Consider the following 23,017-nt stretch of genomic DNA (forward strand, 5'->3'; position numbering starts at 1 on the left):
TCAGTTACCGGCAGCGGCGGCGAGGATGTTCTCCGGCGTCGGGTTGGAGATGTCGGTGCCGTTGACGCGCACGTTCGGCGTTCCGTTGATGCCTTCGCCGAGGACCGACTGTGTCTGGGTGGTGACCCAATCGGTGTAGCTGCCGTCGGTGATGCACGACGCGACGGCGGGGGAGTCGGCCCCTGCAGAGGCGGCGATCGCGACGAGCTCGTCGTTGGTCAGTCCGGTTCCGCCCTCGGCCGGCTGCTGCTCGAACATTGCGGTGTGCCAGTTCATCCAGTTGTCGCGGTCGTTCTCGGCGACGCAGATCGCGGCGCTTGCCGCGCGGGTGGAGTACATGGTTCCGTTCGAGAACCGGTCGAGAATGGAGATGGGGCGGTAGTCGACGGCGACATTTCCCGCGTCGGCCAGCTGCTGCAACGTCGATCCGCTGATGGACTCGAAGTTCTTGCACGCCGGGCACTGGAAGTCCTCGACGACGCTGACGACGGTGGTGGCATCGGGGTTGCCGAAGCGGATGGCACCGTCGTCCGTCACCGACGTGGGAGTGAGCTGGGCCCCGGTCGATTCGCCGGAGCCTGCGGCGGAAGATGCATCCCCCGACGTCGAATCCTTGTTGACGATGAAGAGGGCAATCGCCGCCACGAGCGCGATCAGAACGACTGCGACGACGATCTGGATCAGAGTCCGACGATTCTTGTCGCCGTTCTGCATGGCCTTGATGTCTTTCGAGACGTTCTTGCTCGTGTTCACGGCGACCAGTTTATGCAGTACAACCTGAGTGTCAGATGAGAGCTGGGTTGAACGAGTGCTGTGTCAGATAAGCGCAGCCAGTCGTTCGATGGCGAAGCGGTATCCGTCGATCCCGAGTCCGGCGATGACGCCACTGGCGATGGGGGAGACGAAGGAGTGGTGCCGGAACTCCTCACGGGCGTGCACGTTGGAGATGTGCACCTCGATGATCGGCACCTCGGGGATGACGAGGGCGTCGCGCAGCGCCACCGAGGTGTGCGTCAGTCCGCCCGGGTTGATGACGATGCCCGACGCCACCCCGCGGGCCTCGTGGATCCAGTCGATGAGTTGGCCCTCGTGGTTGGACTGCTCCGCCTTGACGGTGAGTCCGTGCTCGGCGGCGGTCTTCTCGCACAGGGCGACGACGTCGGCGAGAGTGGCGTGGCCGTACACCTCCGGCTGCCTGGTGCCGAGCATGTTCAGATTCGGACCGTTGAGCACCAACAGCTGCTTGGCCACGACGTCGCTCCATTTCTTGCTTCGGGTACTACTGCCCGCTCCGAGTACTACCGGCTACGACTATTCCACAGCGTGGTTGACACAATCGTCCGGTGAGTACTGGCAAGGCAGTCTGGGTGGTGTGGGGCGTCGGCGTCTTCGCCTACATCGTCGGAGTGCTGCATCGAACGTCGTTCGGCGTCGCCGGGCTGAGTGCGGCGGATCGATTCTCGGTGTCGCCGTCGCTGCTGTCGTCGTTCGTGGTGCTGCAGGTGATCGTCTACGCGGGGATGCAGATCCCGGCCGGGGTGCTGTTGGATCGCATCGGTTCGCGCAAGATGATCGCCGCAGGCGCGCTGATCATGGCGTCGGCACAGATCACGTTGGCGCTCACGGAGTCGCTTCCGGTCGCGGTGGTCGCGCGCGCGTTCGTCGGCGTGGGCGACGCTCTCACCTTCATCTCGGTGCTGCGGTTGGTGCCGGTGTGGTTCACGCCGCGGCGAGTGCCGATCGTCTCGCAGCTGACCGGTCTGCTCGGCCAGCTCGGCCAGGTGCTCTCGGCGGTCCCGTTCCTGATTCTGTTGAACGGACCCGGTTGGACGTTCGCATTCGGTAGCGCAGCGGCACTCGGTCTCCTTGCGCTCGTACTGGTTCTCGCGCTCGTCAGGGATCGCCCCGACGACGGAGCTGCCCCCGTGTTCGAGCCGACGACGCTGAAACAGACCCTCGCTTCCATCGCCGAGGTGTGGCGACGGCCCGGCACCCGGCTCGGCTTCTTCTCGCACATGGGTACTCAGTTCTCCATCACGGTGTTCGCGTTGCTGTGGGGTGTTCCGTATCTGACGTCGGCACAGGGCCTGTCGGCGTCGACGGCCGGAGCGTTGTTGACGGTGTCGGTGGCATCGGCGGTGGCGTCGGGCATCGTGGTGGGTGTTCTCACCGGGCGCTATCCGATGCGACGGTCGTGGCTGGTGCTGGCGATCATGATCAGCAACGCGACCATGTGGGCCATCGTGTTGGCGTTGCCCGGGCCCGCTCCGGTGTGGTTGCTGGTGTTGCTCGTGGTGGTGATCTCTGTGGGTGGCCCCGGTTCGGTGATCGGGTTCGACCTCGCGCGAACGTTCAATCCGAGCGCCAATCTGGGCACAGCGCAGGGGATGGTGAACATCGGTGGTTTCCTGGCGTCGCTGTTGGTGATCGCGGCGATCGGCTGGATTCTCGACGCGATGGGCGGCTACACCTTCGACGGATTCCGGGTGGCGTTGCTCGCGCAGTTCCCGGTGTGGATCGTCGCGATCATCGGTGTCCTGTCGACGCGTCGCAAGACCCGTCGAGTGCTCGCTGCCGAAGGTATTCACCCGCACACGATGCGTGAGGTGCGGGACCGGATTCGCCGCAAATAAACCTTTGCGCAGACGGCCTTCTGCGCGCATGCTGGTGTCCCGAATATCGTTGTAAGACACAAGTAAATGCTACGTAAAGGTGAATCCAAGAGATGGTTACCGAGCCTGAAGTGAAGCCCGCGACCGGCGAGTATTCGCATCGCGAGATCATGACGATTCTGTCGGGCCTGATGATGGGCATGTTCCTCGCCGCCCTCGACCAGACCATCGTCTCGACGTCCGTTCGGACCATCGCCGACGACCTCAACGGGTTCTCGGTTCTGGCCTGGGTGACGACGGCCTACCTCATCACCTCGACGGTCTCGACCCCGTTGTACGGCAAGCTGTCCGACCTGTACGGGCGCAAGCCGTTCTTCATGACGGCCATCTCGATCTTCGTCGTCGGGTCCATGCTGTGCGGTATCGCGACGTCGATGTACGAACTCGCCGCCTTCCGTGCCATTCAAGGTCTCGGTGCGGGCGGTCTGATGTCGATGGCGTTGGCCATCATCGGCGATATCGTCCCGCCGCGTGAACGGGCCAAGTACCAGGGTTACTTTCTGGCCGTGTTCGGTACCTCCAGCGTGCTCGGGCCGGTCATCGGTGGACTGCTCGCCGGGCAGTCGTCGATCCTCGGAATCACCGGCTGGCGTTGGGTTTTCTACATCAACGTCCCGCTGGGAATCATCGCGCTCGTCGTCGTGTGGCGGGTGCTGAACCTGCCGGTCTATCGCCGCGAGGCGCGCGTCGACTGGTGGGGCGCAGTGCTTCTCAGCGTCGGCCTCGTGCCGCTGCTCATCATCGCCGAGCAGGGGCGCGTGTGGGGATGGAGTTCGCCGCGGGCCCTGCTGTGCTTCGGAATCGGCATCGTCGGCGTCATCGCGTTCGTGCTCGCCGAGATCAAGATGGGCGACGACGCCCTGATCCCCATGCGGTTCTTCCGAAACCCGTTGTTCTCGTTGTGTATTGCTGTCAGCGTCATCGCCGGCGCAGCGATGTTCGGTGGCATCTCGCTACTGCCGCAGTACCTGCAGGTGGTCAAGGGATCCTCGCCGACGCTGGCCGGTTACCAGACTCTGCCCCTCGTCGGTGCCTTGATGGTCGCGTCGATCGTCTCGGGTCGCATGATCTCGAAGACGGGGCGGTACAAGATCTTTCCGATCGTCGGCACTGCACTGATGGCCATCGCGATGTTCGTCTTCCATTACGTGCACGCCGATACCCCGCTGTGGCAGACGATGGTCGTCATGGGGGTCTTCGGTCTCGGTCTCGGTTCGATGATGCAGCCGTTGACCCTGGCCATCCAGAATGCGATGCCGCCCAAGGACATGGGTGTATCCACCTCTGCCGCAACGTTCTTCCGGCAGATCGGTGCGACGGTCGGTGTGGCGGTGTTTCTGTCGATGCTGTTCACACAGCTGACCCCCAAGACGGGTGACGCGCTGATTGCCGCGAGTTCGACGCCGGCATTCCAGCAGGCAGTACAGAGCGCCGCCACCAGTTCCGATCCGCTCGAATCGGGTTTCGCTCGAGCCATCGCCTCGGGTGACGCCTCCGTCGCAGGCAGTGCACTGCAGGACAGCTCGTTCATTCAGAAGCTCGAACCGGCTCTGGCCGAGCCGTTCCGCATCGGGTTCTCCGACGCCATGGATTACGTGTTCCTGGCCGTGTCGATTCTGATGGTCCTCGGATTCGTACTGGTGCTCTTCCTCAAGGAGGTTCCGCTGCGCACGATGTCCGGCCTGGCCGCTGCGCAGCAGGAACGAGACGAAGAACGAGCGAACGAGGCAGGCACCGGACTGCTCTGATGGCGTGAAGGCCGATGCCGTGATCCTGGGACAAGGTACGGCTCGGTCCGGTGCGGGCCCCGGGAGCGTCGATCCGCTCAGGTCGAAGGTGCGGTGATGCCTCGGAACAGCACGTCGAGACCCAACTCGAGTTCGAGGGCACCGTCGTACTCGGTGATCAGAGGTGGCAGCGTCGACAGCAGGGGAAATGTGTCGATGGGGAGTCGGCGCAGAGCGAGGCTGAGGCGGTCGCCGGTCTCGTCCGGGTTGGCGGTCGTTTCCTGGGTCTCGCTCAGTAGATGGCCGCGTAGGAAGGAGATCATCAGCCGATAGCTCGTCAGGGCCTCGGGCAGCGTGAATCCCGCGGTGGTCAGCAGAATCAGAATGTTCTCGAGTGAGGCCAGTGACCGGGGCGTGCCCAATCCCAGTGGAGTCGCCTGAGGGCAGGTGGTCAGCAGCACCGCCGCGTGTGGGTGTTGGAGGGCGAGCTCACGGTAGTGCCGCGCAAAAATTCTGAGCTGACGCTGCCAATCGGGGTCTGCGCCGTCGACGCAGACGAGTGTGCCCAGTACCGAATCTGCGATGGCGTCGAGCAACGCCTGTTTGGTGGGCAGGTATCGGTAGACGGTCATCGGATCGCGATCGATCGATGCCGCGAGGCTCCGGATCGTCAGGCTGTCGAGGCCGGTTCGATCGACGATGCTCAGGGCGGCGGACACCACGTACTCGCGGTCGATCTTGATATTGGAGTGTGGGCCCGGTCGGTTCGTCGTGGACATCGGTAGGCAACCTCTCGAAAGCAGTGAACCGACCGGTAAGTAGGGGGCAAACAAACTTGTTGTTCGACAACACTTTTCGCTTGACTCATTATCCTACACATGGTGTGCTGTAGCTCTACACCGTAGAGATACGGGGAAACTCTTAGTTGCGGAGTGGGCACGAGCCTCCGCTGATCGCATAGTTGTGTCACCTTGCCGAACTCCGTCGGCCGGTGACGTCATCGAATACGGAACCGCGATACCTCCACGCACTCGGATCGGTCCGGGGCGGCCGTTGAGCGTCGCGACATCAATTGCTGCGCAATCGAACTCGTCGGGGGATCGATTGCGCGGTTCACGAAGTCCGGCAACAAGTCCGATTCGCCCAACCAGCAGAACGGTATGCAATCCATGCCCGCTTCACAGCACACGTGCACGTCGACCCCCATCAGGCGCAGGGGCAGAACCCTCGTTCCGCTTGCCGGTTCGGTCGCTTTGGCCACCAGCGCACTCATGCTGATCAACGTCCCCGCAGCCGAGGCTCAACCCACCACCGTCGAACTCGGCACCGCGGAGAGTTATGCCGTTCTGGCCGGCTCCAAGATCACGAACACCGGCCCGTCGAGGATCGGCGGCAACGTCGGAGTGAGCCCAGGCGTCGGTGTCGAACCGTTCATCACCGGATTCCCACCGGGAGAGCTCACCAGTGGAGTTATCAACGACCGCAATTCGGTTGCAGCGCAGGCGAAAGCGGATCTGAGTACCGGATACGACGACGCCGCCGGTCGACCGGGAGCAACCTCGACCGGAGTCGAACTCGGCGGACAGACATTGTTGGCCGGGTTGTACGGTTCGGGCACGTTCGGCCTGACCGGAACCCTCACACTCGACGCGCAGGGCAACTCCAACGCCGTGTTCATCTTCCAGGCGGCATCGACGCTGATCACGGCATCCGACAGCAGTGTCTCGCTGATCAACGGGGCCAACCCGTGCAACGTGTTCTGGCAGGTCGGAAGCTCGGCCACACTCGGCACCGGTACCGATTTCGTGGGCACGATCATGGCACGGGCGTCGATCACGGCGACCACGAATGCCGATGTGCAGGGACGGCTACTGGCTCTGGACGGAGCTGTCACCCTCGACTCGAACACGATCACCAACCCGGGTTGCGGAACCACCGAGCCGCCCGTGACCACCACACCTCCGATAACGACCACGCCTCCGGTGACCACAACGCCTCCGGTGACCACGACATCTCCGGAGACCACCACGCCGCCCGTGACCACGACATCTCCGGAGACCACCACGCCGCCCGTGACCACGACATCTCCGGGTGATGGTGGCGGTACGCCGGGTGATGGTGGCGGTACGCCGCCGATCGTCATCGAGGTGCCCCCGATTCCGGGTGTGCCGCCGGTGATCACCATCCCGCCGATCCCGGGTGTCCCGAACGTGCCGAACCAGCCGAACGTGCCGAACCAGCCGAACGTGCCGAACCAGCCGAACGTGCCGAATCAGCCGAACGTCCCCAATCAGCCGAACGTGCCGAACCAGCCGAACGTGCCCAATCAGCCGAACGTGCCGAACACGCCTGATCAGCCGACCACCCCCAACACACCCGGTGTTCCGAATCAGCCGAACACGCCGAGTGGCCCGAATCAGCCGGGCACGTACAACCCGGGTGGGCAGATCACACAGATCCCGAACGGTGGCGTCGACACCGGTGACGGCAGCACTGTGTCATCCTCTGACGCAACGCCGTTCGCCGTGATCTGGAGTCTGCTGGCCGCGCTCGCGGTCGGCGCAGTCTCTGCCTTGACTCTGACTCATCGTCGGCACTGATCGGTGAACCCCACCGTCGAGGTATCGGTACCTCTCGCTGAATCCGCCCGCACCACGATCCGTCATCGGGTCGTGGTGCGGGCGGTGGCAGCGGCGTTCCTCATGCTGCTGTTCCTGGTTACCGGGTGTGCAACGCCGTCGGATACCGTTCCCCTGCAGACTGATTCGACGTCCTCGGCTTCTTCTGCTCCTGCAGCCGTCGCCCCGACAGACGAGGTTGTCGCCGAATCGTCGGTCGCCGGGTCACCGCCTGCGCGCCTCGAGATAGGTGCGATCGGCGTCGACTCCGATGTGATGGGTCTGGGTCTGCGTCCGGACGGCACGATGGAAGTTCCCCCGGGCGGTTTCCCGGCCGGTTGGTACACCGGGTCGCCGGTTCCGGGGCAACTGGGACCGTCGATCGTTGCGGGGCATGTGGATTGGGACGGCAGCCCCGGCGTTTTCTACCGGCTCCGCGATCTCCGACAGGGCGACGATGTCACCGTCGTCAGCCAGGACGGAAACACTGTCCGGTTCGTCGTCAGCGCGGTGGAGCAGTACCCGAAGGATGCGTTCCCCACCGACAAGGTGTACGGAGACATCGATCACTCAGGCCTGCGTTTGATCACCTGTGGTGGCCAATTCGATTCGGACATATCGAGTTACGACGACAACATCGTCGTGTACGCAGATCGCGTCTGAACCAGCTCTTTCGCTCACAGCAAGTTCGCAGGCTGCTCCCAGCCGGGCCGACGGTCCATCGCACACTCTCGTAGTCGACAACTTCGACGAACAGGATGTGCGATGACTGCCCAACTCGACCGACCGGCCGCGATGCCTCCGTCGCACGCCCGCCAGCCGTCCTGGCAGACCACGTGGTGGTATCGCCGCCGGCACCTGCTCGGTCTGCTGATACTGCTCGCGGCCACGGCAACGCTGTACCTGTGGAACCTGACGGCAAGTGGATACGCGAACACGTTCTACGCCGCCGCGGTGCAGGCCGGTACCAAGGACTGGACGGCGTGGTTCTTCGGATCCCTCGACTCCGAGAACTTCATCACCGTGGACAAGCCGCCGGCCTCGCTGTGGGTCATGGGTCTGTCGGCTCGACTGTTCGGGTTCTCGAGCTTCAGTTTGCTTCTGCCGCAGGCATTGATGGGTGTCGCCTCGGTGGCGACGGTGTATGCCGCGGTCAAGCGTGTCGCGAACCCCACGGCCGGGTTGCTCGCCGGCTTCACCCTGGCATCGGTGCCGGCGGCGGCCTTGATGTTCAACTTCGACAATCCCGACGCGCTGCTGGTGTTGCTCATGACACTCGGCGGCTACTTCGTCGTGCGGTCTCTGCAGACTTCGGCCGGGCGCCGGGCTGCGATGTGGCTCGCGTTGGCCGGTGTGGCGCTCGGGTTCGCGTTCCTCACCAAGATGTTGCAGGGATTGTTGGTGCTGCCCGCGTTCGGATTCACGTATCTCGTTGCGGGACAGGCGCAGTTGCGGGCCCGGTTGCTGCATCTCGTCGGCGCGTTCGCAGCGCTGATCGTCGCTGCGGGGTGGTGGGTGTTGACGGTTCAGTTGTGGCCGGAGAGTGCCCGACCGTACATCGGTGGATCCACCGACAACACCGTGATGGATCTGGTGCTCGGGTACAACGGGCTGGGCCGAATTTTCGGTAACACCGGTGGTGGTGGGATGGAGGCTCCGGCCGGAATGAGTGCCGGGGCAGCCGGGTCCAGCTTCGGAGGCTCGACCGGTCTGGACCGACTGTTCGGCAGCGAGATGGGAATCCAGATCTCCTGGCTCATCCCGGCGGCCCTGGTGGCGCTGGTCTTCGGGTTGATCGCTCGTGGCCGAGCGCCACGTACCGACCTTCTCCGTTCCTCGCTGATTCTGTGGGGCGGCTGGTTCCTGGTGACAGCGCTGATCTTCAGCTACATGTCCGGAACGATCCACCCGTACTACACCGTCGCGCTCGCCCCTGCACTCGCGGGCATGATCGGAACCGGAGGCTACGCGCTGTGGCTTCGACGCGAATCGATGTGGGGCAGAGCCGGTATGGCCACCATGATGGTTGCGGCCGGTGCTTGGAGCTGGGTGTTGTTGCACCGCAACGCGGACTGGCTGCCGGCACTGAAATGGATCCTGTTGGTGGGAACAATCGTCGCTGCTGTGATGATTCTGTTCGCGGGGCGGTACCGAAAGCTCACCGCCGCTGCGTTGATCCTCGGAGCCGTAGCAGGTCTCGGCGGCGGCGCGTCGTATGCCATCGCTACGACGACGAACGCGCACAGTGGTTCCATCCCCACTGCAGGTCCGACCGGTGCAGTCAGCGACGGCGGTCCCGGCGGAATGCCCAGCGGTGGAATGCCGAGTGGTGGAATGCCGAGTGGTGGAATGCCGACGGGCGCGATGCCAAGCGATGCTGTGTCGGGTGGTGCCGTGCCGGGCGATGCTGTGCCGGGCGGTGACGCGGGCATGCCTGCTGATGCTGCCGATCTTCCGGCCGGTTTTGCCGGCGGCAACGTGGGCGGCGGGATGGCCATGGGCGGAATGGGCGGTGAGTCCAACGAGGAGTTGGCTGCGCTGCTCGAGTCGACGACCACGAAATGGTCCGCTGCTGTGAACGGTTCGATGTCTGCAGCCGGATACGAGTTGGCGTCGGATACGGCAGTGATGGCGATCGGCGGATGGAGCGGCGATCCCACCCCGACTCTCGACGAGTTCATCGAGTACGTCTCCAACCACGAGGTGACGTACTACGTCTCGGGCGGAATGGGCGGGGGCATGGCGCGCGGGGGCATGGGTGGCGACTCTGCGAGTACGTCCTCACAGATCCAGGAATGGGTCGAGGCCAACTTCACCGCCACGACGGTCGGCAGTGCGACGGTGTACGACCTCAGCACTTACACAGGCTGACACCGAACACATCGACACCCAGAAGTCACAGTTGTTCCACCGCAGACACTTCGACTGCGGTGGGACTTCTCTGTACTGACCCAAGATTCGTCAGAAGGGCGGAGGGTCATCGTCCGGTGCTGACGTAGGTACCGGCGCGGGCAGCGGCTGGATGATCTCCAGGCTCGACGTATCCGACTGTGTCGCGTGACCTTTTGGCCTGCGATAGACGGCGGGCAGGTGGCTCAGGTCGGCGAGTTGCGTGGTGCCGGGAACCGTAACCGCTGAAGTGCCGGCATTCGAGACCCAGAACTCGACGCCGTCGGCGAGCATCACCGGAGTCCACAGACCCATGGTCTTGAGGCTGTGGTGGTAGCGGCACAGGCAGTGCAGGTTGGTGTCGATGGTCCAGCCACCGGACTCGGGATCGCGATGGAAGTACGGGACGATGTGGTCGATCTCGCACTGCTGGGCCGGGACATCGCAACCCGGATGTCGGCAGGTGCGATCGCGATGCCGAATACGTTCCGCCAGTGCGACAGTCGGGCGATAGATGAGGGCTCCGGGTGGCGGCAGCTCGAGACCGCCGTGCCCGTCCGGGTACCGTGCGATCCCGAGAGCTGGATCCGATGCGATCGCTGCTTCGAGTTCGGCAACGAAAGTGTATGTACCGCGATATGGAGTGGCGACACAACTGTTCCGTGGTGGTTGTGTGGACTTCGGCGCCCGCAGGTGCCGAGGAACAATGCCGCCGACACGGCGACGACCACGCCCCAGCGGATGAAACACCAGATGTGAGGTGCTGCCCTTGGACCTGCTGTTTCTCGACTTGCCTACCTTGGATCCTCTGGGCTTCTTCTGGCTGTTTTTCGATCTGCTGTTGTTCGTCCTGCTGCCGCCGCTGTCGGCTCTGCTCTCGGCACCCTTGTCACCAGTGCCTGCGCCACTGTCGGTATCGGTATCGAGGTCGATGAGTGACTCCAGGTCTTCGCCGTAACCGAGTTTCTCCGCCAGATCGCGGGCTTCGGTGAGCAGGATCTGCCAGTGTGCGTTGTCGGCGAGTTCACGGGCGTACTCGGCATCGATGGGGCCGTGGCCGGCCAGGTGAGCGGGATTGGACAGCAAACCGGCGAGCGTGGCGAGGTCGACGGTGATCACCGTCAGTGGGGCGCGTCGATCAGGACGCACAGTATCGGCCGTGCACGGATTGTCGTCATCGGGCTCGCACATGCAGACCATCGACGACTCCTGCTGCAGCAGAGCAACATACGCTGCGGCACGCTTCTGCCCCTTGTTTCGCGGATCTCGACGGCAGACGGTAGCGGCCATCTCGTTGATCAACTGCCAGGCAGCTGCGGCGTCGGCGGCGGTGAGGTCGGCCTTCAGCGTCGACAGCACATCTTTGTCGGTGTACGTGACGTTCGTGTGCCGTTCCAAGTCCTTACGCAGAGCGGCGGCCTGCTCGGGCGCGATGCGATACATGATGGACCAGATTTCCGTCGCCAGGGGACCAGGTGACAGACGTCGGGCAGCGTGCAGAACCTCTCCTTGGACGGCCGTCGCCGCGTCCTGCGTCAGGTTGTGGGTACAGCGGTAGATCGCGCGGACGCGAGCAAGATCGAGTTCGCCGGCCTCGAACGCGGCCGCGACGGTAGGAAGCCGAAGCCGAAGGTCCATTCCTACCTCGGCATACGTGTTCGCGACAGTCTTCGAGCAACCGAGAACGCGTGCGACTTCGGACGCCGCATAGTTGCCCGCGTCCTGAATGACATCACCGACGAGGACGTTCTGATGGATGCACGAGTCCCAGATAGCCGCGGCGAGAGCGACCTTGCGAGCGCACGCCTGATTCTCCAGAATCGCAACGTCGCGAATTTCGCCCAGCACTGTGCCGTCGATGTACGGCTTCGATCGCGGCCCGAGATAGGCCGCGAATCGACTGCGCGTCGAACTGGATGTATTCACTGTGTAGTCGCCCCCCCGGCACGTGTTCCGACTAGAAGTAGAACGTACGTTCGATGGTACGTCGGAATGCGAAGTTCGTCAACACCAATTCTGTTGCGCGGAAGAAGGATTGATGGAAGCGGCCTATACACCCAGACACCGACAAGAATATTCGACTCCGACGCCGCGTAAGGCTCCAGGATGATCACGAGCCAGAACTACCCCGCCTTCGAGGTGAGCCCGGTATCGATTCCCCGGACTGATGCCGTCGCACCCGAGCCCCTGTGCGGCCTGTAGGGCATGCCGATGTTCGTCACCGTCCCCACCGCGAATCTCGCTGAATCGACCGAAATTCTGAACCGGAGCTCTCGGTTTCTTCGACCTCTTCGCGCTGGCCAGTGGCATCGATCCCCACCCAACTCACCATGGAACGAGTATGAATCGCTCCAGTACCACCTGAGTGTCGTCGTCGACGGTGAAATCGGGATCGCCCAGTTCCGCGCGAACCTCGGGCGAGTGCCAGAATCTTTCGTGCCCGGCGCGCCAGTGCGCCACATCGATGTATCCCTCACCCTCGTCGAGGGCATGTTGGAGCGAAACATCCTTCAGCGCAACGATATCGACACCAGTGGTTTCGACGACTCCCACCACGACTCCGGCTGAATCCACCACCGCGCCGCGTTCACCGACCCTCGGTAGCTCCTCTTCGGTGTACTGAATCAACAGGCTCGCTGTGCTGGTCTTCTCGCCGGAAAGCACAGCCGCAACAAGTCTGTCCCGCATTGGTCCGGGGTACGCGAATTCCACAATCGGTAGATCGGTCACTCGCCCATCATATTTCGAGGTCTACCCACACCAGCCGGTGGTCCGACGGGTGCTCGGTGCCCGAGGTCCAGTGGACGGCGGAGTCGATCACCGTCAGACCGTCCGACGGTAGCACGTAGTCGACGCGCAGGTCACCGGGCGTAGGGTCGGCGAAATCTGCTGTGTCCGTGCCGTGATCGGCCGAGGCGGGTGCCGGATCCTGCACCCGCGGAAGGTCGAGAACCTGCGCGATGGCACCGGCCACCGAATCTCCGTCGACCGGGTCGCTGTTCTGATCGCCCAACATGACGAACGACGCTCCGTCCTCCAGCCCGCCGCGCACACCGTTGTCGTCGTACAGGTAGTCCGCACCCGAGATGTAATCGGCACTGAGCCTGATCTCGTCGTGATTGCGCTTGCCGTTACGGTCTTCGGGCCCGTCGAAGGACGGGGGAGTGGGGTGGGACGCCAACACATGTAGCGTCTTTCCGTTCACGTCGATCGGCACGTCCCAATGAGACTTGCTGGACAGCCGAAGCGCGTCGGACACCTCTCCGTAGTAGTCGCGCGGCAGCAGCGAATCCGGCATGTCCTTCCACAGGAAGTTCTGGAACGTACGAACCGAATCGGTGGCGATCGGGAACTTCGAGTACACGACCATCCCGTACTGGCCCGGGAACTGACCGAATCCCCACGCATCACCCGGGCCGCCGAGTGTGCCGTCCCGGTCCAGGTCGAGTCCCGAATCGACGCCCGTGTTCACCGGCGCAGTGAAGGAGTGCGGATACTGTCCGTCGAGATAGTTGTCGTTGAACAGCCTCACCGCATCGTCACCCGAGTAGTCGAACTCGTTGACCAGCAACACATCCGGTGAGTTCGCGGAGATCACATCGGCAACCGCGCGAGCCTGTGCGTCCTCGCCCTGCAGATCGGTCACCAGCTGCCCGGCCACCGGCCGATTGAGGCTGGCATTGAACGTTGCCACGCGTACCGGCGTCGTAACGGCTTCGCGTCGGTCTGCATCAGGGTCGGACGAGGAGCAACCAGAGGCCATGACGGCGAGGGTAACGGTGACGGCCACAAGTCTCGACATTCTCACGCTCGCCACCGTAGGGATAGCAAGCGAACACGAGGTTACAAATTAACAAGCAGGCGTGCTTGCTTTTTTCAGGACCTCCTGTGAAGCTGGGCTCATGGCAGACCTCGACTCTCTCGTCGACGACCTACGCGCCGAGGGCAACGACCTCGATGCACTCGTGGCCGAGCTGACCCCGGAGCAGTGGGCAGCACCGACACCGGCCGCGGGGTGGACCGTCGCGCACCAGATAGCGCACCTCTCCTGGACCGATCACGTCGCGGAGCGGACCACGTCGGGAGCATCCGGCGATGTCGAGGCCAAGGAGGAGTTCGCTCTCACTCTGAAGAAGGCATGGGAGAACCCCACCGGCTTCGTCGACGAGGCGGCCGAGGAGGAGTCGCGTGATCCCGAACTACTGAGCACCTGGCGTACTCGACGCCGTGCCATGAACGAAGCGCTCACACAGGTTCCGACGGGGACCAAGATCGACTGGTTCGGACCCCCGATGAGTGCGGCGTCCATGGCCACGGCGCGTCTGATGGAGACCTGGGCGCACGGTCAGGATGTCGCCGACGCGGTGGGCGTCACCCGCGTCGCCACCGACCGAATCCGCGGCGTCGCACACATAGGCGTTCGCACAAGGGATTTCGCCTACGCGATCAACCAGCAAACGCCTCCCGCCGAACCGTTCCGCATCGAGCTCACCGCGCCCTCGGGAGAGCTCTGGACCTGGGGACCCGAGGATGCCGCCCAACGGGTGAGCGGTCCGGCACTCGACTTCTGCCTTCTCGTCACCCAGCGCGCTCACCGCGACGACCTCGGTATTGCGGCCGAGGGAGCCGACGCCGCGCACTGGCTCACCATCGCCCAAGCCTTCGCAGGCCCTCCGGGGGTCGGACGGACACAGTCAGGACGAGAGCAAGCATGACCGTACGAATCGGCAACTGTTCGGGCTTCTATGGAGACCGCCTCTCGGCCATGCGAGAGATGCTCGAGGGCGGCGAACTCGATTACCTCACGGGTGATTACCTGGCCGAGCTGACGATGCTCATTCTCGGTCGCGATCGAATGAAGGACGCGACCCGTGGCTACGCCAAGACCTTTCTGCGGCAGGCCGAGGATTGCCTGGGGTTGGCACTGGACAAAGGTGTCAAGATCGTCGCCAACGCAGGCGGACTCAACCCCCGGGGCCTGGCCGAGGCACTGGAGAAGCTGGACTCCGGCGCGAAGATCGCGTACGTCGACGGTGACGACCTCCTCGGCCGAGCCACCGAACTCGGCCTCGGCAACCCGCTGACCGCAAATGCCTACCTCGGCGCATGGGGCATCGTCGAATGCCTGAACTCCGGTGCCGACGTCGTGGTCACCGGGCGCGTCACCGACGCCAGCGTGATCGTCGGACCGGCCGCAGCCCACTTCGGTTGGGCACCGACCGATTACGACGCGTTGGCCGGGGCCGTGATCGCCGGACATGTCATCGAATGCGGAACGCAGGCGACGGGTGGCAACTACTCGTTCTTCACCGAAATCGCAGACATGTCCCGTCCCGGATTCCCCATCGCCGAGATCGAGTCCGACGGTTCGTCCGTCATCACCAAGCACGAGGGCACCGGCGGTGCCGTCAGCGTCGGCACCGTGACCGCTCAGCTGCTGTACGAGATCACCGGCGGGCGGTACGCGAACCCCGACGTCACCGCGCGGATCGATTCGGCGATCCTGGCGCAGGAGTCCAGCGATCGGGTGTCCATCACCGGCGTGACCGGCGAAGCACCGCCGCCCACCTACAAGGTCTCGCTCAACGCACTCGGCGGGTTCCGCAACGAATTCACGATGGTGCTCACCGGCCTCGATATCGAAGCCAAAGCAGCACTGGCACAACGGCAATTCGAGTCCTGGCTCCCGGCTCGCCCCACCGAGCTCGACTGGACGCTGGTGCGCACCGACAAGCCCGACGCCGAGACCGAGGAGACGGCCAGCGCCCTGCTGCGCTGCGTCGCGCGCGACAGCAACCCCGACGTCGTCGGACGTCAGTTCTCCGCCGTAGCAGTCGAACTGGCACTGGCCAGCTATCCCGGATTCTCGGTCACCGCCCCACCCGGAAACGGTGCGCCCTACGGAGTGTTCACCGCAGGCTTCGTCGACGCAGCCGAGGTGCCGCACGTCGCGCACCTGGCCGATGGCACCGAGTCCACCATCGCTCCGTCGACCGAGACGCAGGTACTGGAGCCCGTAGAAGAACCGGAGCTGCCTGCACCCAGAGCAGCCGAGGCGACCATTCGCCTTCCACTCGGAACCATCGCAGCGGCTCGAAGCGGCGACAAGGGCGGCAACGCCAACGTCGGGGTCTGGGTCCGCACCGACGACGAATTCTCCTGGCTGGTCCACGCATTGACGGTCGAGACTCTGAAGCAGATGCTGCCCGAGGCCGAGCCGCTCACCGTCACGCGTCACGTACTGCCCAATCTGCGGGCCGTGAACTTCGTCATCGAGGGCATCCTCGGCCAAGGCGTCGCCTCTCAGGCCAGGTTCGATCCACAGGCCAAGGGACTCGGTGAATGGCTGCGGTCGCGGCACATCGACATCCCCGAAACGCTTGCCTACAAGGGAGAACTCCTATGAACATCTGGACGACGCCGGAACGTCAGCAGCTGCGCAAGACCGTCCGCAGTTTCGTGGAGCAGGACATCGCCCCGCACATGAATCAGTGGGAGACCGACGGCGAGATTCCGCGTGAGCTGCACAAGAAGGCAGCCGCTCTGGGACTGATCGGAGCAGGCTTTCCCGAGGAGGTCGGCGGCGACGGCGGGGATCTGGCCGACGCCGTCGTGATCTGCGAGGAGATGCACCAGGCCGGTGCGTCGGGTGGACTGTTCGCATCGCTGTTCACCAGTGGAATTGCGTTGCCGCACTTGGTGGCTGCGGGCGACGCCGACCAGATCGAGAAGTGGGTGCGGCCCACGCTGGCGGGGGAGAAGATCGGCTCGCTCGCCATCACCGAACCGGGTGGCGGTTCCGACGTCGGGCACCTCAGGACGAAGGCCGTCAAGGATGGCGATCACTACGTCGTCAACGGCTCGAAGACGTACATTACCTCGGGGTGCCGAGCAGATTTCATCGTCACCGCGGTGCGGACCGGAGGCGAGGGCGCAGCGGGCGTCTCGCTGCTCGTCATCGAGAAGGGCACGCCAGGGTTCGAGGTCACCAGCAAGCTCGACAAGATGGGCTGGCGCGCATCCGATACCGCCGAGCTGTCGTTCGTCGACGCCCGCGTCCCGGTCGCCAATCTCGTCGGTGCCGAGAACAGCGGCTTCGCGCAGATCGCGCAGGCGTTTCTCACCGAGCGAATCGCCCTCGCTGCGCAGGCCTACGCCAGCGCGCAGCGGTGCCTGGATCTGACGCTGCAGTGGGTCCGCGATCGGGAGACCTTCGGAAAGCCGCTCATCGCACGGCAATCCGTACAGAACACCGTCACCGAGATGGCGCGCAAGATCGACATCGCCCGCGTCTACACCCGCTCCCTCGTCGAGCGGTCCCTGCAGGAGAACCAAGACTTCATCGCCGAAGTCTGCTTCGCGAAGAACACCGCCGTCGAGTCCGGGGAGTGGGTCGCCAATCAAGCGGTGCAGCTCTTCGGCGGGCTCGGCTACATGCGCGAGAGCGAAGTCGAGCGGCAGTACCGCGACATGCGCATCCTCGGCATCGGCGGCGGGACCACCGAGATCCTCACCGGGCTGGCTGCAAAACGATTGGGGTACCAGGCATGAGCGTGCTCAAGTCCACCCTCGACACCGCATCGGAGCAGTACGCGGGGAGCGTCGAGGCCATGAACACCAAACTCGGCGAGATCGAAGCCGAGCACTCGAAGGCTCTGCTCGGTGGCGGTCAGAAATACGTGGAGCGACACAAGAAGCGCGGCAAGCTTCTCGCCCGTGAACGCATCGAACTGCTGATCGACGAGGACTCGGCCTTCCTCGAACTGTGCCCACTCGCGGCCTGGGGCAGCGACTTTCCCGTCGGAGCCAGCACCGTCATGGGTATCGGCGTGGTGTGCGGCGTCGAATGCCTCATCGTCGCCAACGACCCGACGGTCCGCGGCGGGGCGAGCAACCCGTGGACGCTGAAGAAGGGGTTCCGCGGCAACGACATCGCCACGCAGAACCGGCTTCCGGTCATCTCCTTGGTCGAGTCCGGTGGAGCCGATCTTCCGACTCAGAAGGAGGTGTTCATCCCCGGCGGTCGCATGTTCCGTGATCTGACGCAGCTCTCGGCGGCGGGCATCCCCACGATCGCGCTGGTGTTCGGTAACTCCACCGCAGGCGGCGCGTACATCCCCGGCATGTCCGATCACGTCGTCATGGTCAAGGAACGCTCCAAGGTCTTCCTCGCCGGACCACCGTTGGTCAAGATGGCGACCGGCGAGGACTCGGACGACGAGTCGCTCGGCGGTGCCGAGATGCACGCCCGAAAGTCCGGTCTCGCAGACTACTTCGCCGTCGACGAGCAGGACGCCATCCGCATCGGGCGCAGCATCGTTTCTCGTTTGAACTGGAAGAAGAAGGGCCCCGAGCCGCGCGCCGAGGTCATCGAGCCGTTGGCCGACCCCGAGGACCTGCTCGGCATCGTCCCCACGGATCTGAAGATCCCGTTCGACCCACGCGAGGTCATCGCCCGCATCGTCGACGGTTCGGATTTCGACGAGTTCAAGCCCATGTACGGCGGTTCGCTCGTCACCGGCTGGGCCGAGCTGCACGGATATCCGATCGGCATTCTGGCCAATGCCCGCGGTGTGTTGTTCAGCGAGGAATCACAGAAGGCGACGCAGTTCATTCAGCTCGCCAATCGCTCGAACACCCCACTTCTGTTCCTGCACAACACCACCGGATACATGGTCGGCAAGGAATACGAGGAGGGCGGGATGATCAAACACGGATCGATGATGATCAACGCCGTGTCCAACTCCACGGTGCCGCACATCTCCATTCTGCTCGGCGCGTCCTACGGAGCCGGTCACTACGGCATGTGCGGACGCGCATTCGATCCGCGATTCCTCTTCGCCTGGCCGTCCAGCAAATCCGCCGTCATGGGCGGCGCGCAGCTCGCCGGTGTCATCTCCATCGTCGGACGCGCCGCTGCAGAAGCTCGCGGACAAGCCTTCGACGCCGAAGCCGATTCCGGAATGCGCGCGATGATCGAAGGCCAGATCGAGGCCGAGTCGATGCCGATGTTCCTCTCCGGACGCCTCTACGACGACGGCGTCATCGACCCCCGTGATACCCGCACGGTGGTGGGAATGTGCCTGTCGGCCATCGCCACCGCCCCGATCGAAGGCACCGCCAACTTCGGTGTCTTCCGGATGTGACGCCATGACCGTGTTATCTGGTTACTACGCAGGCTCCGCTCCTGTCACCTCCGTCCTCGTAGCCAACCGCGGCGAAATCGCCCGACGCGTGTTCACCACCTGTCGCGCCGAGGGCATCGACACTGTCGCGGTGTTCTCCGACGCCGACGCGAACTCCCCGCACGTGCGCGAGGCCGACTCGGCAGTGCGGCTACCCGGAAACAGTTCGGCCGAGACGTACCTGCGCGGCGAGCTCGTCATCGCGGCAGCCGCGGCCGCCGGAGCCGACGCCGTGCATCCGGGATACGGATTCCTCTCCGAGAACGCCGATTTCGCGCAGCAGGTGCAGAACGCCGGCCTGACATGGATCGGGCCGCCCGTCAAGGCCATCGAATTGATGGGCTCGAAGGTCGAGTCCAAGAAGATGATGGCCGACGCCGGAGTGCCGGTGCTGACCCAGCTCGATCCCGAGTCGGTCACCGAGAACGAGCTTCCGGTGCTGATCAAGGCGTCCGCGGGCGGCGGCGGGCGCGGCATGCGCATCGTGCGCGATCTCGAAAACCTGGATTCGGAGCTCGAAGCCGCCGGGCGCGAGGCACTCTCGGCATTCGGTGACGGAACGGTGTTCGTCGAGCGGTACATCGAGACCGGCCGGCACATCGAAGTGCAGGTCATGGCCGACAGATTCGGCACGGTGTGGACGGTGGGGGAGCGCGAATGCTCGATCCAACGCAGACATCAGAAGGTCGTCGAGGAGGCACCGTCGCCGCTCGTCGAACGCATCGACGGCATGCGCGAGAAGCTCTTCCATGCGGCGACGCTGGCCACCGAGGCCATCGGCTACGAGGGTGCGGGTACCGTCGAATTCCTCGCCGACGAGAAGGGCAATTTCTTCTTCCTCGAGATGAACACCCGTCTGCAGGTGGAGCACCCGGTCACCGAATGCACGACGGGACTCGACCTGGTGGCGCTGCAGATCAGGGTCGCCGCGGGGGAGCGGTTGCCCGCCGAGCAGCCCGAGACACGTGGACACTCCATCGAAGTTCGCCTCTACGCGGAGGATCCGGCCCAGGACTGGCAGCCGCAGAGCGGTGCCGTGCACCGATTCGAGATCCCCGGTGCGCAGTTCGAGGTTCTCGCGAAGGCCGGCATCAGGGTCGATTCCGGCGTCGAGACCGGCAGTGTGGTGGGAACTCATTACGACCCGATGCTCGCGAAGGTCATCTCGTTCGCGCCGACGCGGGATCAGGCTGCGAATCTACTGGCGAAAGCGTTGCACAAGGCCACCGTTCACGGCCTGAAGACCAACCGCGATCTACTGGTCAACATCCTGCGGCATCCGGCGTTCCAGGCCGGGGATACCGACACGGCTTTCTTCGACACGCACGGGCTCGAGGTACTGGCTCAGCCGATCGCACACGGCCTCGCCGAGGAACTCTCGGCTCTCGCGGCTGCGTTGGCCGACGCAGCGAGCAACGTCGCGCAGGCGCGGGTGAACCGGGGACTGCCCGGCGGTTGGCGCAATCTCCGGTCTCAACCGCAGCGCAAGACGTACAACGACATCACCGTCGAATACTCGATCGGTCGCAGCGGACTCACCGCCTCGGTGGACGGCGTCGAACTCGAGGGCGTCGAACTGATAGAGCACACTCCGACGCGGGTGACGCTCGACGACAACGGAATTCGTCGTATCTTCCAGGTGAGCAGCTACGGTTCGGACGTCTTCGTCGATTCCGCGCTCGGTCCGGTCAGGTTGATCAAGGCCCCGCGGTTCACCGACCCCACCGACGAGGTCGCGGCCGGTTCGCTGCTCGCACCGATGCCCGGCAGTGTCATCAGAATCGCTGCAGCGCAGGGCGATACCGTCACCGCCGGTCAGCCCATCCTGTGGCTGGAGGCGATGAAGATGGAACACACGGTCACCGCGCCTGCCGACGGTGTGCTCACCGAATTGAACGTTGTGGAAGGCCAGCAAGTCGAAGTCGGCGCTGTTCTCGCCGTTGTCACCGAAGAAGCCGTCACCGAAGAGGGAGTGGAGCAATCATGAGTTTCATCGAAACCGAAGAGCAGAAGGGTCTGCGCAACGCAGTCTCGTCACTCGGCAAGCGCTACAACTACATCGACTACGTCCTGCCGAAGGCGCGCAAGGGTGAGCCGCTGACCGAACTGTGGAACGAGGCGGGCAAGCTCGGCTTCCTCGGCGTCAACCTTCCCGAGGAGTACGGCGGCGGTGGCGCGGGCATCTACGAACTCGCGCTCGTGCAGGAGGAGTTGGCCGCGCACGGTGCCGGTCTGCTGCTGGTCGTCGTCAGCCCGGCCATCTGCGGCACCATCATCGGCAAGTACGGCACGGCCGACCAGAAGCAGGAGTGGCTCACCGCGCTCGCCGACGGGTCCAAGATCATGGTCTTCGGCATCACCGAACCCGACGCCGGCTCCAATTCGCACCAGATCACCACCACGGCGCGTCGTGACGGTGACGAGTGGATTCTCAAGGGCAACAAGATCTACATCTCCGGCGTGGATCAGGCCGATGCGGTTTTGATCGTCGCACGCACCGAGGATTCGAAGACCGGCAAGCTCAAGCCGGCGCTGTTCATCGTGCCCACGGACGCTCCGGGTCTGCAGAAGACGCAGATGGAGATGGACATCGTCGAGCCCGATCATCAGTTCGTGCTGTTCCTCGACGACGTCAGGCTCCCCGCCGAAGCGCTCGTCGGTGAGGCCGACGCCGCCCTGATGCAGCTGTTCGCCGGCCTGAACCCCGAGCGCATTCTCGGTGCCGCGATGGCCGTCGGGATGGGTCGCTACGCCATCGACGCCGCCGTGAAGTACGCCAACGAGCGGACGGTCTGGAAGACGCCGATCGGAGCGCATCAGGGTCTCGCGCACCCGTTGGCGCAGTGCAAGATCGAGCTCGAGCTCGCGAAGCTGATGATGCAGAAGGCTGCGGTGCTCTACGATTCCGGCGACGACTTCGGTGCGGCCGAGGCGGCGAACATGGCGAAATATGCTGCGGCCGAAGCCAGCATCAAGGCGCTCGATCAGGCGATCCAGACCCACGGCGGTGCCGGCTTGAGCAGCGAGTACGGCTTGGCTGCGATGCTCGGGGCTGCTCGCATCGCCCGCGTCGCACCGGTGAGTCGGGAGATGATCCTGAACTTCGTGAGCCAGCACTCGCTCGGACTGCCGAGAAGCTACTGATGGCCGTTCTCGTCGAGTCGGGCAAGGACACAGCGTATTTGACGTTGGATTCGCCGGAGAACCGGAATGCGCTGTCCTCGGTGATGGTCGAGGAGCTGACAGCGGGACTCACCGCTGCGGCGCTCGACGACGACGTCAGAACGATCGTGCTCGGTCACACCGGCACCACGTTCTGTGCCGGAGCAGACCTCCGCGAAGCCGGGGCATCACCGGAACTTCGCACCCGGCAGATGCTGGATCTGATGCGGCTGATCATCGACACCCCGAAACCCGTCGTCGCGAAGATCGACGGACATGTGCGGGCAGGCGGGATGGGGCTCGTCGCGGCCTGCGACGTCGCGGTCGCCGGACCCGAGAGCTCGTTCGCGTTGACGGAGGTTCGGCTGGGCCTGGCCGCGTCGGTCATATCGGTGGCCGTGCTGCCGCGGCTGACGTCTCGCGCGGCGAGTCGCTATTTCCTCACCGGGGAGACGTTCGACGGGGCGACGGCCGAGGCGATCGGTCTGGTCACCGTGGCCGACGCCGTCCCCGCAGCCGTGGTGGCCGACTACATGATCGTGTTCAGGAAGTGTTCGCCGCAGGGCCTGGCCGAGTCGAAGCGCCTCACCACGGCCGCGATCAGGCGCGAGATGGACGAGCGTGGGACGGCCGTCGCCGAGCAATCGGCCAGGTTGTTTGCATCCGACGAGGCCCGAGAGGGGATGATGTCCTTTCTGGAGAAGAGGCCCCCGTCCTGGGCGGCCGAGAAGTAGAGCGGCCGAGAAGTCGGGTCGGTAGTAGGG

Annotated in this window: 18 protein-coding genes; 12 read left to right on the forward strand and 6 right to left on the reverse strand. The window is 64.3% G+C overall.

The annotated features are described in order from the left end of the window. Together CH283_RS02805 and aroQ are read right to left on the reverse strand one after the other, a co-directional pair. Entirely contained in the window at positions 1 to 753 is a 753-nt protein-coding gene (locus CH283_RS02805; RefSeq protein ID WP_255183056.1) for a DsbA family protein, read from the reverse strand. A 63-nt stretch (positions 754 to 816) separates the two neighbouring features. Further along, the gene (aroQ, locus tag CH283_RS02810; protein WP_082899543.1) at positions 817 to 1,251 is read right to left on the reverse strand and encodes a type II 3-dehydroquinate dehydratase; all 435 of its coding nucleotides are present in this window, start codon (positions 1,249 to 1,251) and stop codon (positions 817 to 819) included. A 92-nt stretch (positions 1,252 to 1,343) separates the two neighbouring features. On the opposite strand from aroQ, the gene CH283_RS02815 reads away from it, so the two are divergent. Both CH283_RS02815 and CH283_RS02820 read left to right on the forward strand, forming a co-directional pair. Beyond that, positions 1,344 to 2,633: an MFS transporter gene (locus CH283_RS02815; RefSeq protein WP_094641156.1), complete on the forward strand. Its 1,290-nt coding sequence runs from the start codon at positions 1,344 to 1,346 to the stop codon at positions 2,631 to 2,633. Between the two features lie 92 nt (positions 2,634 to 2,725). Next, entirely contained in the window at positions 2,726 to 4,420 is a 1,695-nt protein-coding gene (locus tag CH283_RS02820) for an MDR family MFS transporter (RefSeq protein ID WP_094641157.1), read from the forward strand. 77 nt (positions 4,421 to 4,497) lie between these two features. Here CH283_RS02820 and CH283_RS02825 read toward each other — a convergent pair whose 3' ends face one another. Further along, positions 4,498 to 5,178, reverse strand: coding sequence for a TetR/AcrR family transcriptional regulator C-terminal domain-containing protein (locus CH283_RS02825; RefSeq protein ID WP_032393995.1), 681 nt, complete (start codon positions 5,176 to 5,178; stop codon positions 4,498 to 4,500). A gap of 390 nt (positions 5,179 to 5,568) precedes the next feature. On the opposite strand from CH283_RS02825, the gene CH283_RS02835 reads away from it, so the two are divergent. The 3 genes from CH283_RS02835 to CH283_RS02845 all read left to right on the forward strand — a co-directional run bounded on the left by CH283_RS02835 (position 5,569) and on the right by CH283_RS02845 (position 9,888). Beyond that, positions 5,569 to 6,999 (forward strand): ice-binding family protein, encoded by a 1,431-nt coding sequence (locus tag CH283_RS02835; RefSeq protein WP_255183057.1) that lies wholly within the window; start codon positions 5,569 to 5,571, stop codon positions 6,997 to 6,999. Between the two features lie 3 nt (positions 7,000 to 7,002). Then, complete coding sequence (locus CH283_RS02840; protein WP_255183058.1) at positions 7,003 to 7,680, forward strand: class F sortase; 678 nt, start codon at positions 7,003 to 7,005, stop codon at positions 7,678 to 7,680. A 102-nt stretch (positions 7,681 to 7,782) separates the two neighbouring features. Continuing rightward, positions 7,783 to 9,888, forward strand: a complete 2,106-nt coding sequence (locus CH283_RS02845) for an ArnT family glycosyltransferase (RefSeq protein ID WP_176460392.1) — start codon at positions 7,783 to 7,785, stop codon at positions 9,886 to 9,888. A 90-nt stretch (positions 9,889 to 9,978) separates the two neighbouring features. Here CH283_RS02845 and CH283_RS02850 read toward each other — a convergent pair whose 3' ends face one another. The 3 genes from CH283_RS02850 to CH283_RS02860 form a co-directional block, all read right to left on the reverse strand. Continuing rightward, complete coding sequence (locus tag CH283_RS02850) at positions 9,979 to 11,832, reverse strand: HNH endonuclease signature motif containing protein (RefSeq protein ID WP_094641160.1); 1,854 nt, start codon at positions 11,830 to 11,832, stop codon at positions 9,979 to 9,981. Between the two features lie 399 nt (positions 11,833 to 12,231). Further along, entirely contained in the window at positions 12,232 to 12,636 is a 405-nt protein-coding gene (locus tag CH283_RS02855) for an ASCH domain-containing protein (protein ID WP_217901084.1), read from the reverse strand. A 7-nt stretch (positions 12,637 to 12,643) separates the two neighbouring features. Continuing rightward, complete coding sequence (locus CH283_RS02860) at positions 12,644 to 13,708, reverse strand: endonuclease/exonuclease/phosphatase family protein (protein ID WP_094641161.1); 1,065 nt, start codon at positions 13,706 to 13,708, stop codon at positions 12,644 to 12,646. 100 nt (positions 13,709 to 13,808) lie between these two features. Here CH283_RS02860 and CH283_RS02865 point away from each other — a divergent pair, with 100 nt between their 5' ends. The 7 genes from CH283_RS02865 to CH283_RS02895 are packed head-to-tail and all read left to right on the forward strand — an operon-like array spanning position 13,809 to position 22,987. Then, a complete protein-coding gene (locus CH283_RS02865; RefSeq protein ID WP_068052745.1) occupies positions 13,809 to 14,621 on the forward strand; it encodes a TIGR03084 family metal-binding protein in 813 nt (270 codons plus the stop codon). After that, on the forward strand, positions 14,618 to 16,312 hold the full coding sequence (locus CH283_RS02870) for an acyclic terpene utilization AtuA family protein (protein WP_094641162.1): 1,695 nt from the start codon (positions 14,618 to 14,620) through the stop codon (positions 16,310 to 16,312). Before CH283_RS02865 ends, CH283_RS02870 begins: the two co-directional genes overlap by 4 nt. Then, positions 16,309 to 17,457 (forward strand): acyl-CoA dehydrogenase family protein, encoded by a 1,149-nt coding sequence (locus CH283_RS02875; protein ID WP_094641163.1) that lies wholly within the window; start codon positions 16,309 to 16,311, stop codon positions 17,455 to 17,457. The genes CH283_RS02870 and CH283_RS02875 overlap by 4 nt, the downstream gene beginning before the upstream one ends. Then, positions 17,454 to 19,052, forward strand: a complete 1,599-nt coding sequence (locus CH283_RS02880; protein ID WP_094641164.1) for an acyl-CoA carboxylase subunit beta — start codon at positions 17,454 to 17,456, stop codon at positions 19,050 to 19,052. Before CH283_RS02875 ends, CH283_RS02880 begins: the two co-directional genes overlap by 4 nt. Before the next feature lie 4 nt (positions 19,053 to 19,056). After that, positions 19,057 to 21,078 (forward strand): ATP-binding protein, encoded by a 2,022-nt coding sequence (locus CH283_RS02885; protein ID WP_094641165.1) that lies wholly within the window; start codon positions 19,057 to 19,059, stop codon positions 21,076 to 21,078. Next, positions 21,075 to 22,235: an acyl-CoA dehydrogenase family protein gene (locus CH283_RS02890; RefSeq protein ID WP_068283787.1), complete on the forward strand. Its 1,161-nt coding sequence runs from the start codon at positions 21,075 to 21,077 to the stop codon at positions 22,233 to 22,235. The genes CH283_RS02885 and CH283_RS02890 overlap by 4 nt, the downstream gene beginning before the upstream one ends. Continuing rightward, entirely contained in the window at positions 22,235 to 22,987 is a 753-nt protein-coding gene (locus tag CH283_RS02895; protein ID WP_094641166.1) for an enoyl-CoA hydratase family protein, read from the forward strand. Before CH283_RS02890 ends, CH283_RS02895 begins: the two co-directional genes overlap by 1 nt. Positions 22,988 to 23,017 lie beyond the last annotated feature (30 nt).

The sequence above is a fragment of the Rhodococcus sp. 05-2254-2 genome (assembly GCF_002259095.1).
Lineage (GTDB): Bacteria > Actinomycetota > Actinomycetes > Mycobacteriales > Mycobacteriaceae > Rhodococcoides.

Excerpts from the sequence above, each read along its gene's own strand:
- CH283_RS02820 (WP_094641157.1), top strand. The coding sequence starts at position 2,726 with ATGGTTACCGAGCCTGAAGTGAAGCCCGCGACCGGCGAGTATTCGCAT.
- CH283_RS02825 (WP_032393995.1), bottom strand. The coding sequence starts at position 5,178 with ATGTCCACGACGAACCGACCGGGCCCACACTCCAATATCAAGATCGAC.
- CH283_RS02835 (WP_255183057.1), top strand. The coding sequence starts at position 5,569 with ATGCCCGCTTCACAGCACACGTGCACGTCGACCCCCATCAGGCGCAGG.
- CH283_RS02845 (WP_176460392.1), top strand. The coding sequence starts at position 7,783 with ATGACTGCCCAACTCGACCGACCGGCCGCGATGCCTCCGTCGCACGCC.
- CH283_RS02860 (WP_094641161.1), bottom strand. The coding sequence starts at position 13,708 with ATGTCGAGACTTGTGGCCGTCACCGTTACCCTCGCCGTCATGGCCTCT.
- CH283_RS02865 (WP_068052745.1), top strand. The coding sequence starts at position 13,809 with ATGGCAGACCTCGACTCTCTCGTCGACGACCTACGCGCCGAGGGCAAC.
- CH283_RS02870 (WP_094641162.1), top strand. The coding sequence starts at position 14,618 with ATGACCGTACGAATCGGCAACTGTTCGGGCTTCTATGGAGACCGCCTC.
- CH283_RS02875 (WP_094641163.1), top strand. The coding sequence starts at position 16,309 with ATGAACATCTGGACGACGCCGGAACGTCAGCAGCTGCGCAAGACCGTC.
- CH283_RS02880 (WP_094641164.1), top strand. The coding sequence starts at position 17,454 with ATGAGCGTGCTCAAGTCCACCCTCGACACCGCATCGGAGCAGTACGCG.
- CH283_RS02885 (WP_094641165.1), top strand. The coding sequence starts at position 19,057 with ATGACCGTGTTATCTGGTTACTACGCAGGCTCCGCTCCTGTCACCTCC.
- CH283_RS02890 (WP_068283787.1), top strand. The coding sequence starts at position 21,075 with ATGAGTTTCATCGAAACCGAAGAGCAGAAGGGTCTGCGCAACGCAGTC.
- CH283_RS02895 (WP_094641166.1), top strand. The coding sequence starts at position 22,235 with ATGGCCGTTCTCGTCGAGTCGGGCAAGGACACAGCGTATTTGACGTTG.